Raw genomic sequence first — 14,123 nt, 5'->3', positions numbered from 1 at the left:
GTGACGACGATGCAAGCGGTCGAGATTAGCGCGTTCGGCGCACCTGAGGTGCTGCGTCTGTGTGAGCGGCCAACGCCGGTCGCCGGCGCCGGCGAAGCGCTGATTCGCGTGGCTGCGTCTGGCATCAACCGACCCGATGTGCTGCAGCGCAGTGGCGCTTACCCGCCGCCGCTCGGTGCCTCCGACCTGCCTGGTCTGGAGGTGGCGGGTGTGATCGAAGCGGGTGATGCGCACGCCCTGGCGCAAGCCGGTCTCAAGCTCGGCGACCGCGTCTGTGCGCTGGTGGCCGGTGGTGGCTATGCGCAGTACTGCGTGGCGCCCGTGGGCCAATGCCTGCCGGTGCCAGAGGGTCTGAACGATGTGGCCGCGGCATCGTTGCCAGAGACCTTCTTTACCGTGTGGAGCAACGTCTTTGACCGCGCGGACCTGCAGGCCGGTGAAACCCTGCTGATCCAGGGCGGCACCAGCGGCATTGGGGTCACGGCAATCCAGCTGGCCAAGGCGCTAGGTGCCACCGTGATCACCACCGCCGGCAGCGACGAAAAATGCGCCGCCTGCATCCAGCTTGGTGCCGACCGCGCCATCAACTACAAGACGCAAGACTTTGCCGCCGAGGTGATGAAGCTCACCGAAGGCCGTGGCGCCAACGTGGTGCTCGACATGGTCGCTGGCAGCTACGTGGCGCGTGAGGTTGAGTGCCTGGCCGAAGACGGCCGCCTTGTCATCATCGCGGTGCAGGGTGGCGTGAAGGCCGAATTCAACGCCGGGCTGGTGCTGCGGCGCCGGCTGGTGATCACCGGCTCCACACTGCGCCCGCGGCCTGTGGGCTTCAAGACGGCGATTGCGCAGCGGCTGCGCGAGCAGGTCTGGCCGCTGCTGGTGCAGGGGAAGGTCAAGCCGGTGATTCACCGCGTGTTTCCGGCCGCCCAGGCAGCGGAGGCTCACGCCTTGATGGAGTCCAATCAGCACATCGGCAAGATCGTGCTGACCTGGGCTTGATGTCTGGGGAGATTCATATGAAAAAGCTCATTGTTGGCAACTGGAAGATGAACGGCTCGCTGGCCGCCAACCAGTCGCTGGTTCAGGCGATGCTGGGCGGTCTGGCCGGACAGGCACCCGCTTCACACATGGCGTTGTGCGCTCCATCGCCCTACCTGGCGCAGTTGCAATTGCTGTTGACGGGCTCTGCCATCGCCTGGGGCGCGCAAGATGTGTCGTCGCAGGAGCAGGGCGCTTTCACCGGTGAGGTGAGCGCGGTCATGCTGAAAGACTTTGCTTGCCGCTACGCCATCGTGGGTCATTCAGAGCGACGCCAGTACCACGGCGAGACTGACTCGGTGGTGGCTGCAAAGGCTCAGCGTGCGCTGGCTGCGGGCATCACGCCGATCGCCTGCGTCGGTGAGACTCTGGCCGAGCGCGAAGCCGGACAGACCGAGGTTGTGGTCAAGCGCCAGCTGGCCGCTGTGATCCATGCGGTGGCGCATTGCACCAGCGAAATCGTTGTCGCCTACGAACCGGTCTGGGCGATCGGCACGGGCCAGACTGCCACACCCGAGCAGGCTCAGTCGGTGCACGCGGTGCTGCGCGGCCAGATTGCCGCCGCGACCGAGCACCCCGAGCGAGTGCATATTCTTTACGGTGGCAGCATGAACGCAGCCAACGCAGCCAGCCTGCTGGCCCAGCCTGACATCGATGGCGGACTGATTGGCGGTGCCTCGCTCAAAGCCGCCGACTTCCTTCAGATCGTTGCCGCCGGGGCCTGAGCCCCCGACGCCCACCCCATTCGGAGTAAATCATGAACGTTGTATTGACCATTCTTCTCGCCGTGCAGCTGCTGTCTGCCGTCGGCATGATCGCGCTGATCCTGATGCAGCACGGCAAGGGCGCGGATGCAGGCGCGGCCTTTGGCGGCGGCGGTGCCGGTTCGGCCAGCCTTTTCGGCGCTTCGGGTGGGGCCAACTTCATGTCGCGCTCCACCGGCGTGCTGGCCGCCATTTTCCTCACCTGCACGTTGGGACTGGCCTACTTCGGCAACCTGCGCCAGGCGCCCAGTACCGGCAGCGTGCTCGAAGGCGCGGTCATTCCCGGCCAGTCGCCCGCCGCAGCGCAGATTCCGGACTCGAGCGGCCCTGCCGCCGTGCCGGCACCGGCCGCTGTCGAAACAGTGCCAACCGGCACGGGCGCCGCGCAGATCCCGGGCAAGTAAGCCTGGTGAAAATCCCCTGTGGTGTCATCGGGATTCTCAAGACGCGTGAATCCCGACGCCACGAGGAAATCCCGGGCTTCGCCCCGAAATCGGGTGTGATTCAGGGTAAACTCTGAGGCTGCCGTTCAGGGTTCACACAGACCTCGTGAACTCGGCAGACAGACCCAGCCGACGTGGTGAAATTGGTAGACACGCTATCTTGAGGGGGTAGTGGCGAAAGCTGTGCGAGTTCGAGTCTCGCCGTCGGCACCAATCTTTGGACAACATGGCCTCCACGGCCATGTCAGTGGAACGCACCAAGATGAGTCTTGAACAATACCTCCCCGTGCTCTTGTTCATCTTGGTCGGTCTAGCCGTCGGGGTCATCCCGCAAGTGCTGGGCTACATCCTGGGCCCGAACCGCCCGGATGCCGAGAAAAATTCCCCTTACGAATGCGGCTTCGAGGCTTTCGAAGACGCGCGTATGAAGTTCGATGTCCGCTATTACCTGGTGGCCATCCTTTTCATTCTGTTTGACCTTGAGATTGCGTTCCTCATCCCTTGGGCGGTGGCGCTGGGTGAGATCGGCATGACTGGCTTTCTGGCCGGCGTCATGTTTCTCGCCATCCTGACGGTCGGATTCGTCTACGAGTGGAAAAAAGGTGCGCTCGACTGGGAGTGAAGCCTCCCGTCCATCGCAACCAACCCGGAGCAACACATGATTGAAGGCGTTTTCAAGGAAGGTTTTGTCACCACGAGCTACGACTCGGTGGTGAACTGGGCCAAGACCGGTTCGCTCTGGCCCATGACCTTTGGCCTGGCTTGTTGCGCAGTCGAGATGATGCACGCAGCCGCAGCGCGCTACGACATCGGGCGTTTCGGCGCCGAGGTGTTTCGCGCCAGCCCTCGCCAGTCTGATCTGATGATCGTGGCCGGCACGCTGTGCAACAAGATGGCGCCCGCCTTGCGCAAGGTCTACGACCAGATGGCCGAGCCCCGCTGGGTGCTCTCCATGGGTTCGTGTGCCAACGGCGGTGGTTATTACCACTACAGCTACTCAGTTGTGCGCGGTTGTGACCGCATCGTGCCAGTGGATGTTTATGTGCCAGGTTGCCCGCCCACGGCTGAAGCGCTGATCTACGGGATCATCCAGCTGCAGCAGAAGATCCGCCGCACCAACACGATCGCACGCGCCTGACTGGCCCCACTGCAAGCAGCGATACCATGAGCGACACCGTGACCGACACCCCCGTCGACATTTCCACCAGCCCCGAAGCGCTGCACACCACCGTGACGGCCTTGCTCGGGGATCGCGTCCACTCCCTCACCATCGAGCGCGAAGAGCTCACCCTGGTGGTGGCGGCGCCAGACTACCTGTCTGCCATGCAGACCCTGCGCGACGCGCCACAGACGCGTTTCGAACAATTGGTTGACCTGTGCGGCATGGACTACTCCGCCTACGGCGACGGCCGCTGGGAGGGCCAGCGCTTTGCGGCTGTGGCCCACCTGCTGTCGGTCAGCCTCAACCACCGCTTGCGGGTCAGGGTGTTCTGCGCCGAAGACGATTTCCCGGTGCTCGACTCCGTGTCCCTGCTCTGGGCCTCGGCCAACTGGTACGAGCGCGAAGCCTTCGACCTGTTTGGCATCGTATTCGAAGGGCACAACGATCTGCGCCGCATCCTCACCGATTACGGCTTCATTGGGCACCCGTTCCGCAAGGATTTCCCGCTCTCGGGCCATGTGGAGATGCGCTACGACGCCGAGCGCCAGCGCGTCGTTTACGAGCCGGTGACCATCGAACCGCGCGAGATCACGCCGCGCGTGATCCGCGAAGACAACTACGGTGGTTTGCACTGATGGCTGAGATCAAGAACTACACCCTGAACTTCGGTCCTCAGCACCCAGCCGCGCACGGCGTGCTGCGACTGGTGCTGGAGCTCGATGGCGAGGTGGTGCAACGCGCCGATCCGCACATCGGCCTTCTGCATCGAGCCACTGAAAAGCTTGCTGAGCACAAGACCTACATCCAGTCGCTGCCCTACATGGATCGGCTGGATTACGTGTCGATGATGTGCAACGAGCACGCCTACTGCCTGGCCATCGAGAAGCTGCTGGGTATCGAGGTTCCGATCCGCGCACAGTACATCCGCGTGATGTTCAGCGAGATCACCCGCCTGATGAACCATCTGATGTGGCTGGGTTCGCACGGCAACGATTGCGGCAGCTCCACCATCCTGATCTACGCGTTCCGTGAGCGCGAAGACCTGTTCGACATGTACGAGGCTGTGTCGGGTGCGCGCATGCATGCGGCCTATTTCCGTCCGGGCGGTGTCTATCGCGACCTGCCGGACACCATGCCGCAGTACCAGCACAGCAAGATCCGCAACGCGAAGGCGATGGCGGAGATGAATACCAACCGCCAAGGTTCGCTGCTGGACTTCATCGACGACTTTACTCAGCGCTTTCCTACCTACCTGGCCGAGTACCACACCCTGCTCACGGACAACCGCATCTGGAAGCAGCGCACCGTCGGTATCGGTGTCGTGACGCCCGAGCGAGCCCTCAACCTGGGTATGACGGGCCCCATGCTGCGCGGCTCCGGCATTGCCTGGGACCTGCGCAAGAAGCAGCCATACGACGTTTACGACCGGATGGATTTCGACATCCCCGTGGGCAAGACCGGCGACACCTACGACCGCTACCTTGTTCGCATGGAGGAGATGAAGCAGTCCAACCGCATCATCAAGCAGTGTGTGAACTGGCTGCGCGCCAATCCGGGGCCAGTGATCACCGACAACCACAAGGTGGCCCCGCCCGCGCGGGAATCGATGAAGGCGAACATGGAGGAGTTGATCCACCATTTCAAGCTTTTTACAGAAGGCTTCCATGTGCCCGAGGGCGAGGCTTATGCCGCTGTCGAGCACCCCAAGGGCGAGTTCGGCATCTACCTGGTGAGCGACGGCGCCAACAAGCCCTACCGCCTGAAGATCCGTGCGCCCGGTTTTGCACACTTGTCCACCATGGACGAAATGGCCAGGGGCCACATGCTGGCCGATGCGGTGGCCATCATCGGCACCATGGACATTGTTTTCGGAGAAATTGATCGATGACAGTGACGACCGCTGGACACCACGGCGCGGTTGACGCGATGGTGTTGTCGGCTTCCACCCAAGCCCGCTTCGCGCGCGAAGTCGCCAAGTACCCGGCCGATCAGGCGCAGTCGGCCGTGATGGCCTGCCTGTCCATCGTGCAGCAGGAGCAGGGCCATGTGAGCGTGGCAGCAGAGAAGGCCGTCGCGGCCTACCTGGGCATGACGCCGATTGCGGTGCACGAGGTCACGACCTTCTACAACATGTACAACCAGCGCGCGGTGGGCAAGTTCAAGCTCAACGTCTGCACCAACCTGCCGTGCCAGCTGCGCGACGGTCACAAGGCGCTGCACCACCTGGAGCAGAAGCTCGGCATCGCCATGGGTGAAACCACGACCGACGGCCTTTTCACCCTGCAGCAAAGCGAGTGCCTGGGTGCCTGCGCCGACGCGCCGGTGATGCTGGTCAACGACCGGCACATGTGCAGCTTCATGAGCCACGCCAAGCTTGATCAGTTGATTGATGGGCTTGCCGCGGCCGAACCGAACGCAAAGGGTCATGCATGAACGCAGAGCAAGTCATTGCGCAGTTCCGCGCCACCGGCGTGCAGACCTGCTTCCACGACCGTCACATCGACCCGCAGATCTACGCTGGCCTGAACGGCAGCAACTGGTCGCTCAAGGACTACGAAGCGCGCGGTGGTTACCAGGCCTTGCGCAAGGTGCTGGGCCAGGATGGTTCGGCGCCCGATCCTGAAACCGGTGTGGTCGGGCTGACCAAGGACCAGGTCATCGCCACCGTCAAGGAATCTGCGCTGCGCGGTCGCGGTGGCGCAGGCTTCCCCACCGGCTTGAAGTGGAGCTTCATGCCGCGCCAGTTCCCGGGTCAGAAGTACCTCGTCTGCAACTCCGACGAAGGTGAGCCGGGGACCTGCAAGGACCGCGACATCCTGATGTACAACCCGCACATCGTCATCGAGGGCATGGCGATTGCGGCCTACGCTATGGGCATCAGCGTGGGCTACAACTACATTCACGGAGAAATCTTTCAGGAATACGAGCGCTTTGAAGCTGCGCTGGAAGAAGCGCGCACCGCCGGCTACCTGGGTGAGGCCATCATGGGTAGCGACTTCAGTTTCCAGCTGCATGCCTTCCATGGCTTTGGCGCCTACATCTGCGGCGAAGAAACAGCCTTGCTCGAATCGCTCGAAGGCAAAAAAGGCCAGCCGCGCTTCAAGCCGCCGTTTCCGGCCAGCTTTGGACTGTATGGCAAGCCGACCACCATCAACAACACCGAGACCTTTGCTGCTGTGCCCTGGATCATCCGCAATGGCGGCCAGGCTTACCTGGATTGCGGCAAACCCAACAACGGTGGCACCAAGATCTATTCGGTCAGTGGCGACGTCAACCTGCCGGGCAACTATGAAGTGCCCATGGGTACGCCATTTGCCAAGCTGCTGGAACTCGCCGGTGGTGTGCGCACCGGTCGCACGCTCAAGGCGGTGATTCCTGGCGGCTCGTCGGCGCCGGTGCTGCCGGCACACATCATGATGGAGTGCACGATGGACTATGACTCCATCGCCAAGGCCGGCTCGATGCTGGGCTCGGGTGCGGTCATCGTCATGGACGACACCCGCTGCATGGTCGAGTCGCTCAAGCGCCTCTCCTACTTCTACATGCACGAATCCTGCGGCCAGTGCACACCGTGTCGCGAGGGGACGGGCTGGCTCTGGCGCCTGGTGGACAAGATCCAGCGCGGTGAGGCCAGGCCTGCCGACATGGCCCTGCTCGACAACGTCGCTGAAAACATCATGGGTCGTACCATCTGCGCGCTGGGTGATGCCGCCGCCATGCCGGTGCGCGCCATGATCAAGCACTTCCGTCCCGAGTTCGAGGCCATGATCAAGGCCGATGCGGCCGCGGCGGTTTGAAGACGTATCCCAAATGATTGAAATCGAACTCGACGGTCAAAAAGTGGAAGTGCCGCCAGGCAGCATGGTGATGCATGCGGCCGACAAGGCTGGCACCTACATCCCGCATTTCTGCTACCACAAGAAACTGTCCATTGCGGCCAACTGCCGCATGTGCTTGGTGGATGTGGAGAAGGCGCCCAAGCCCATGCCCGCCTGCGCCACGCCGGTGACGCAAGGGATGATCGTGCGCACCAAGTCCGACAAGGCCATCAAGGCGCAGAAGTCGGTGATGGAATTCCTGCTCATCAACCACCCGCTGGACTGCCCGATCTGTGATCAGGGCGGCGAGTGCCAGCTGCAAGACCTGGCTGTGGGTTACGGTAGTTCGGGCTCGCGCTACGAGGAAGAAAAGCGCGTCGTGTTCCACAAGGACGCCGGTCCGCTCATCTCGATGGAAGAGATGAGCCGCTGCATCCACTGCACCCGCTGTGTGCGCTTCGGTCAGGAGATCGGTGGCGTGATGGAGCTGGGCATGTCGAACCGTGGCGAACACGCCGAGATCGAGACGTTTGTCGGCCAGTCGATCGACTCCGAGCTGTCGGGCAACATGATCGACATCTGCCCGGTGGGCGCACTGACCAGCAAGCCGTTTCGTTATCAGGCCCGCACCTGGGAGCTGTCGCGCCGCAAGTCGGTGAGCCCGCACGATTCCACCGGCGCCAACCTCATCGTCCAGGTCAAAAACCACAAGGTGATGCGCGTGGTGCCGCTGGAGAACGAGGCAGTCAACGAATGCTGGATTGCCGACCGCGACCGCTTCTCCTATGAAGCGCTGGACAGCGCCGATCGCCTCACCGCGCCCATGATCAAGCAGGGCGGTCAGTGGCAGACGGTGGACTGGCAGACAGCACTGGAATACGTCGCCAATGGCCTCAAGCAGGTCAAGGCTGAGCACGGCGCCCAGGCCATCGGCCTGCTCGCCAGCCCGCACAACACAGTGGAAGAGCTGGCTCTGGCCGGTGCGCTGGTGCGCGGCCTGGGCAGCGAAAACATCGACAGCCGGCTGCGCCATGCCGACTTCAACTGCGCAGCCGCGCCGGGTGTTGCTCGCTGGCTGGGCCTGCCGATCGCCGAGCTGACCTGGTTGCAGCGTGTGCTGGTGGTGGGCTCCAACCTGCGCAAGGACCATCCGTTGTTCGCGCAGCGCATTCGCCAGGCGGTGCGCCACGGTGCACAGCTGAATGTGGTGACCGAGCAGACGCCGGACTGGGCGATGCCGGTGGCCAATACCGTGCAGGCCGATGCCTCCGCCTGGGTGGCTGCGCTGGCAGGTATCGCGGTTGCGGTGGCCCAGGCGGCTGGTGTGCAGCCGCCCTTGGCCGCACCCGTCAGCGACGCGGCGCACGCGGTGGCCAAATCCCTGCTGAGCGGTGAGCGCAAGGCCATTCTGCTCGGCACTGCCGCCGCCCACCATGAAAAGGCCAGCAGCTTGCTGGCGCTGGCTCAATGGATTGGCGAGCACACCGGTGCTCAAGTCGGCTACCTCACCGAGGCGGCCAACACCGTCGGTGCGCAGCTGATGAAAGCCATTCCTGGACCTGGCGGCCAGCATGCGGCGCAGATGCTGGCGGGCGGTGTGAAGGCCGCGCTGTTGCTCAATCTGGAGCCGGGTGCCGATTCAGCTGTGGACGGTGCTGCGCTGGCACAGGCCGGCATGGTCGTCACGCTCAGCCCGTTCAAGACCAACCTGGACATCAGCGATGTGCTGCTGCCCATTGCCCCGTTCAGTGAAACCTCGGGCTCGTTCGTCAACGCCGAAGGCCGGCTGCAGAGTTTTCACGCCGTGGTGCGTCCCTTGGGCGAAACACGGCCCGCGTGGAAGGTGTTGCGCGTGCTCGGCAACCTGCTGGCCTTGCCTAGCTTTGATGCCGACTCGTCGGCGGCGGTGCTCGCGGCCGCGTTGCCGGGGGTGAGCAGCGGCCAGACGGTGGACGTCGCGCGTCTGTCCAACGGCGCGCTGGGTCTGGGTCCCGCAGCTGCTGATCAATCGCCCGCTGCGCAGGCTCCTTGCGTGGCCAGCATCTACCAGCTGGATGGCCTGGTGCGTCGCGCGCCGTCGCTGCAGCTGACGCACGACGCGCGCAAGGCTCGCGCCGAGGTTGAGGGAGGCAGCGCATGATCGACGCGATGTACAACGGTGGCCTGGGGCTGATCGCGGCACCTTGGTGGACGACGGCCGCCTGGCCAGTGATCTGGAGCCTGATCAAGATCGTGGCGGTGCTCGCACCGTTGATGGGTGCGGTGGCCTACCTCACGCTGTGGGAGCGCAAGCTGCTAGGCTTCATGCAGGTGCGTCTGGGCCCGAACCGGGTCGGACCGTTTGGCCTGCTACAACCGATCGCCGATGCGATCAAGCTGCTGACCAAGGAAATCATCAGTCCGAGCGCGGCCAGCAGTGGCCTGTTCCGCCTGGGTCCCATGATGGCGATCATGCCGGCCCTGGCCGCCTGGGTGGCGGTGCCGTTCGGCCCCGATGCGATTCTTGCCAATGTCAACGCTGGTCTGCTGCTGATCCTGGCCATCACCTCGATCGAGGTCTACGGCGTGATCATTGCCGGCTGGGCGTCGAACTCCAAGTACGCCTTCCTCGGTGCCTTGCGCGCGTCGGCCCAAATGGTGAGCTACGAAATCGCCATCGGCTTCTGCTTCCTCATCGTCGTGATGACCGCCGGCAGCCTGCACCTGGGCGAGATCGTGGCGTCGCAGGCGCGTGGCATGGGCGCTGAGATGGGCCTGAATTTCCTCTCCTGGAACTGGCTGCCGCTACTGCCGATTTTTGTGGTGTTCCTGATCTCCGGCGTGGCCGAGACCAACCGCCACCCGTTCGACGTGGTCGAGGGCGAGGCCGAGATCGTTGCTGGCCATATGGTCGAGTACTCGGGTATGGGTTTCGCTATTTTCTTCCTGGCCGAATACGCCAGCATGTGGCTGGTCTCCATTCTCGCAGTGCTGATGTTCCTGGGCGGCTGGCTGCCGCCGGTGGACAGCGCCGTGTTCAACTGGATTCCAGGCTGGATCTGGCTCGGCCTCAAGACCTTCCTGGTGGTCTCAATCTTCATCTGGCTGCGAGCCACGTTCCCGCGCTTTCGCTACGACCAGATCATGCGTCTGGGCTGGAAGATCTTCATTCCCGTGACCCTGATCTGGCTACTTTTTGTGGGCGGCCTGATGCAGACCTCGTGGAATATCTGGAAGTAAGCCAGCCATCTCGCCGCCAGACCTCTCAGGACAACGCTCATGACCACCACCACCGCACCTATCGCTGCTCGCGTCTCCGCGCCTGCCGTTGTTGCGCCGTTTTCGTTGCGAGACTTCTTCAAGAGCTTTCTCCTGGTCGAGTTGATCAAGGGCATGGCCTTGACCGGTCGTTACGCGCTGCGCCGCAAGATCACGGTGCAGTTTCCGGAAGAAAAAACGCCCCTGTCACCGCGCTTTCGAGGTCTGCACGCCCAGCGCCGCTATGAAAACGGTGAGGAGCGCTGCATTGCCTGCAAGCTTTGCGAAGCGGTCTGCCCGGCCATGGCCATCACCATCGAATCCGATGTGCGCGACGACGGCACGCGCCGCACCACGCGCTACGACATCGATCTGACCAAATGCATCTTCTGCGGCTTCTGTGAAGAGGCCTGCCCGGTGGATGCGATTGTTGAAACCCACATCCTCGAGTACCACGGAGAAAAGCGCGGCGACCTCTACTTCACCAAAGACATGCTGCTGGCTGTGGGTGACCGCTACGAAACCGAGATTGCTGCCGCGCGCGCGGCTGACGCCCCTTACCGTTGAAACTGGACACGCGGTGAGCCTTCGCTGCTCAGCGTGATCCCAGCTTCCCACACCTCACGCCCATCACCCACCCGTCCATGGATTACCAGACCGGCTTCTTCTACCTGTTCGCTTTTGTGCTGCTGTTTGCCGCCTACCGCGTCATCACTGCGCGCAACCCGGTACACGCGGTGCTCTTCCTGATGCTGTCGTTTTCGCAGGCATCTGCGCTGTGGCTGCTGCTCAGGGCCGAGTTCCTGGGCCTGACCCTGGTGCTGGTCTACCTCGGAGCGGTCATGGTGCTGTTCCTGTTTGTGGTGATGATGCTGGACATCAAGCTCGAAGGCGACCGCTGGTCGTTCTGGCAGCATTTCCCGCTGGCGGCGGTGCTGGGCGGCCTGGTGGCGCTGGAGATCATTGCGGTGCTGTGGGTCGGCTTCCCCAACATCACCGCGCCAGCGGCGAGCGTGGCCGGTGAAGTGTCCAACACCAAGGCGCTGGGCCTGCTGCTGTACACCGAGTACCTGTACCCGATCGAGGTGGCCGCGGTGATCCTGCTGGTGGCCATGGTGGCCGCGATCGCGCTCACCCTGCGTCAGCGCAAGGACAGCAAGGCCATCAACCCGGGGGCGCAGGTGAGTGTTCGCGCCAGCGATCGCCTGGTAGTGGTGCCCATGAACGCCACGCAAAAACCTGCGCCGGCGGCCGCTGCGCCAGAGGAGGGCAAGGTATGAGCACGTTGACACTGGGCCATTTCCTGTCGGTGAGCGCGATCCTGTTTGCGCTGTCAGTGATCGGTATCTTTCTGAACCGCAAGAACCTGATCGTGTTGCTGATGGCCATCGAACTGATGCTGCTGGCGGTGAACATGAACTTTGTGGCCTTCTCTTACTTCCTGGGCGACATGCACGGCCAGGTTTTCGTGTTCTTCATCCTCACCGTGGCGGCCGCCGAGTCGGCAATCGGCCTGGCGATCCTGGTGCTGCTGTTCCGCAACCGCGCGTCCATCAGCGTCGAAGAACTCAACACCCTCAAAGGCTGAGGCTCGCGTGACATTTCCCTGCGTGACCTCCGGCAAGACCTCATGAGCACCACCCTTTCTGCAAGCACCCTGCTGGCCATTCCGCTCGCCCCCCTGGTGGGATCGCTGCTCGCCGGCATCCTTGGCACCACGTTCGGTGGCAATGTCATCGGCCGCCGCGCTTCGCACACCTTCACCATCCTGGGTGTGCTGGTGGCGTTCCTGCTGTCGGCGGGTGTGCTGGTCGATGTGATCGATGGGGCGCGTTTCAACGCCACCATTTACGAGTGGATGGTGGTCGGTGGTCTGAAGATGGAGATCGGCTTCCTGATCGACGGCCTGACCGCCATGATGATGTGCGTGGTGACCTTCGTCTCGCTGATGGTGCACATCTACACCATCGGCTACATGGACGAAGACGAGGGCTACAACCGCTTCTTTGCCTATATCTCGCTGTTCACCTTCTCCATGCTCATGCTGGTCATGAGCAACAACCTGCTGCAGCTGTTCTTCGGCTGGGAAGCAGTGGGCCTGGTGTCTTACCTGCTGATCGGCTTCTGGTACAACAAACCCACCGCGATTTTTGCCAACATGAAGGCGTTCCTGGTCAACCGGGTGGGCGACTTCGGCTTCATCTTGGGCATTGGCCTCATCGTTGCCCACACCGGCACGTTGAATTACAGCGAGATATTCGCCAAGGCCGGCGAGCTCGGTGCCATCGGCTTCGCCAACCCCTTTGGCGGCGCCGAATGGATGCTGATCACCGTGATTTGCATTTGCCTGTTCATCGGCGCCATGGGCAAGAGCGCGCAGTTTCCCTTGCATGTGTGGCTGCCCGACTCCATGGAGGGCCCGACGCCGATTTCCGCGCTGATCCACGCCGCCACCATGGTGACGGCCGGCATCTTCATGGTGTCGCGCATGTCGCCGCTGTTCGAGCTATCGGACACGGCGCTCAACTTCGTCATGGTCATCGGCGGCATCACCGCGCTGTTCATGGGCTTTTTGGGCATTATCCAGAACGACATCAAGCGCGTGGTGGCGTATTCCACGCTCTCGCAGCTTGGCTACATGACGGTGGCGCTCGGCGCTTCGGCCTACTCGGTGGCGGTGTTCCACCTGATGACGCACGCTTTCTTCAAGGCGCTGCTCTTCCTGGCTGCGGGTTCGGTGATCATGGGCTTGCACCACAACCAGGACATCCGCTGGATGGGCGGCCTGCGTAAATACATGCCGATCACCTGGATCACTTCTTTGGTGGGCACACTGGCCTTGATCGGCACGCCGCTGTTTGCTGGCTTCTATTCCAAGGACAGCATCATCGAGTCGGTGCACTTTAGCCATCTGCCGGCCGCGGGCTTCGCCTACTTCGCGGTCCTGGCTGGCGTGTTTGTGACGTCGTTCTACTCCTTCCGCCTGTACTTCCTGGTGTTCCACGGCCAGGAGCGTTACCACCAGAACCCGGATGCCCACCACGGTCATGGCGACCATGGCCATGACAAGCCGCACGAGACACCCTGGGTCGTCACCGTGCCGCTGCTGCTGCTGGCGATTCCTTCGGTGGTGATCGGCTTTCTCACCATCCAGCCCATGCTGTTTGGCGAATTCCTGAAAGACGCGATCACCATCAACGCCGAGCTGCATCCGGCGCTTTCGAGGTTTGCTGAAGAGTTCCACGGCCCGCTGGCCATGGCGCTGCACGCCTTTTCCACCGCACCCTTCTGGCTCGCGCTGGCGGGCGCGGTGTCCGCCTGGTACATGTACCTGATCAACCCGGCAGTGCCCGCGGCCATCGGTCGGGCGCTCAAGCCCGTGATCACGGTGCTGGAGAACAAGTACTACCTGGACTGGTTCAACGAAAACGTGCTGGCGCGTGGCGCCCGCCTGGTGGGCATGGGGCTTTGGAAGGGAGGCGACCGGGGCGTGATCGAGGGCGGCCTGGTCAATGCCAGCTGGAAGCTGGTGAGCAAGGTGTCATCGGTGGTGCGCCAGTTTCAGACCGGCTACCTGTACCACTACGCGCTGGTGATGATTGTGGGTGTGCTGTCGTTCATGACGTACTTCGTCTGGCTCGCCCGATAAGAACAAGAGGAA

General features: G+C 62.8%; 15 protein-coding genes and 1 tRNA gene. All 16 read left to right on the top strand.

Going from position 1 to position 14,123, the window contains the following annotated elements; translation table 11 throughout:
- Window positions 1-9: 9 nt before the first annotated feature.
- The 16 genes from GPT34_RS06640 to nuoL all read left to right on the top strand — a co-directional run bounded on the left by GPT34_RS06640 (window position 10) and on the right by nuoL (window position 14,111).
- Window positions 10-999: an NAD(P)H-quinone oxidoreductase gene (locus tag GPT34_RS06640; protein ID WP_291010551.1), complete on the top strand. Its 990-nt coding sequence runs from the start codon at window positions 10-12 to the stop codon at window positions 997-999.
- A gap of 17 nt (window positions 1,000-1,016) precedes the next feature.
- The gene (tpiA, locus tag GPT34_RS06635) at window positions 1,017-1,763 is read left to right on the top strand and encodes a triose-phosphate isomerase (RefSeq protein WP_291010472.1); all 747 of its coding nucleotides are present in this window, start codon (window positions 1,017-1,019) and stop codon (window positions 1,761-1,763) included.
- A gap of 32 nt (window positions 1,764-1,795) precedes the next feature.
- Window positions 1,796-2,206 carry a preprotein translocase subunit SecG gene (gene secG / locus GPT34_RS06630; protein ID WP_291010471.1) on the top strand — a complete coding sequence of 137 codons (411 nt, stop codon included), beginning with the start codon at window positions 1,796-1,798 and terminating at the stop codon, window positions 2,204-2,206.
- Window positions 2,207-2,373: 167 nt separating this feature from the next.
- A tRNA-Leu gene (locus GPT34_RS06625) sits at window positions 2,374-2,458 on the top strand.
- A gap of 49 nt (window positions 2,459-2,507) precedes the next feature.
- A complete protein-coding gene (locus tag GPT34_RS06620; RefSeq protein WP_291010470.1) occupies window positions 2,508-2,867 on the top strand; it encodes an NADH-quinone oxidoreductase subunit A in 360 nt (119 codons plus the stop codon).
- A gap of 36 nt (window positions 2,868-2,903) precedes the next feature.
- Window positions 2,904-3,383, top strand: a complete 480-nt coding sequence (locus GPT34_RS06615; protein WP_291010469.1) for an NADH-quinone oxidoreductase subunit B family protein — start codon at window positions 2,904-2,906, stop codon at window positions 3,381-3,383.
- Window positions 3,384-3,409: 26 nt separating this feature from the next.
- Window positions 3,410-4,042 carry an NADH-quinone oxidoreductase subunit C gene (locus tag GPT34_RS06610; protein ID WP_291010468.1) on the top strand — a complete coding sequence of 211 codons (633 nt, stop codon included), beginning with the start codon at window positions 3,410-3,412 and terminating at the stop codon, window positions 4,040-4,042.
- Window positions 4,042-5,295, top strand: a complete 1,254-nt coding sequence (locus tag GPT34_RS06605) for an NADH-quinone oxidoreductase subunit D (RefSeq protein WP_291010467.1) — start codon at window positions 4,042-4,044, stop codon at window positions 5,293-5,295. The genes GPT34_RS06610 and GPT34_RS06605 overlap by 1 nt, the downstream gene beginning before the upstream one ends.
- A gap of 41 nt (window positions 5,296-5,336) precedes the next feature.
- The gene (gene nuoE, locus GPT34_RS06600) at window positions 5,337-5,840 is read left to right on the top strand and encodes an NADH-quinone oxidoreductase subunit NuoE (protein ID WP_291010550.1); all 504 of its coding nucleotides are present in this window, start codon (window positions 5,337-5,339) and stop codon (window positions 5,838-5,840) included.
- Window positions 5,837-7,204 (top strand): NADH-quinone oxidoreductase subunit NuoF, encoded by a 1,368-nt coding sequence (nuoF, locus tag GPT34_RS06595; RefSeq protein WP_291010466.1) that lies wholly within the window; start codon window positions 5,837-5,839, stop codon window positions 7,202-7,204. The genes nuoE and nuoF overlap by 4 nt, the downstream gene beginning before the upstream one ends.
- Window positions 7,205-7,217: 13 nt before the next feature.
- A complete protein-coding gene (gene nuoG, locus GPT34_RS06590; protein ID WP_291010465.1) occupies window positions 7,218-9,365 on the top strand; it encodes an NADH-quinone oxidoreductase subunit NuoG in 2,148 nt (715 codons plus the stop codon).
- Window positions 9,362-10,444, top strand: coding sequence for an NADH-quinone oxidoreductase subunit NuoH (gene nuoH, locus GPT34_RS06585; RefSeq protein WP_291010464.1), 1,083 nt, complete (start codon window positions 9,362-9,364; stop codon window positions 10,442-10,444). Before nuoG ends, nuoH begins: the two co-directional genes overlap by 4 nt.
- 39 nt (window positions 10,445-10,483) lie before the next feature.
- On the top strand, window positions 10,484-11,029 hold the full coding sequence (gene nuoI / locus GPT34_RS06580) for an NADH-quinone oxidoreductase subunit NuoI (protein WP_291010463.1): 546 nt from the start codon (window positions 10,484-10,486) through the stop codon (window positions 11,027-11,029).
- A 77-nt stretch (window positions 11,030-11,106) separates the two neighbouring features.
- A complete protein-coding gene (locus GPT34_RS06575; RefSeq protein WP_291010462.1) occupies window positions 11,107-11,742 on the top strand; it encodes an NADH-quinone oxidoreductase subunit J in 636 nt (211 codons plus the stop codon).
- Window positions 11,739-12,050: an NADH-quinone oxidoreductase subunit NuoK gene (nuoK, locus tag GPT34_RS06570; RefSeq protein WP_291010461.1), complete on the top strand. Its 312-nt coding sequence runs from the start codon at window positions 11,739-11,741 to the stop codon at window positions 12,048-12,050. The genes GPT34_RS06575 and nuoK overlap by 4 nt, the downstream gene beginning before the upstream one ends.
- Window positions 12,051-12,092: 42 nt before the next feature.
- On the top strand, window positions 12,093-14,111 hold the full coding sequence (gene nuoL / locus GPT34_RS06565) for an NADH-quinone oxidoreductase subunit L (RefSeq protein WP_291010460.1): 2,019 nt from the start codon (window positions 12,093-12,095) through the stop codon (window positions 14,109-14,111).
- Window positions 14,112-14,123: the final 12 nt, after the last annotated feature.

Source organism: Hydrogenophaga sp., from assembly GCF_011390835.1.
Lineage (GTDB): Bacteria > Pseudomonadota > Gammaproteobacteria > Burkholderiales > Burkholderiaceae_C > Hydrogenophaga.
This window is presented reverse-complemented; position numbering and strand designations above follow the sequence as displayed.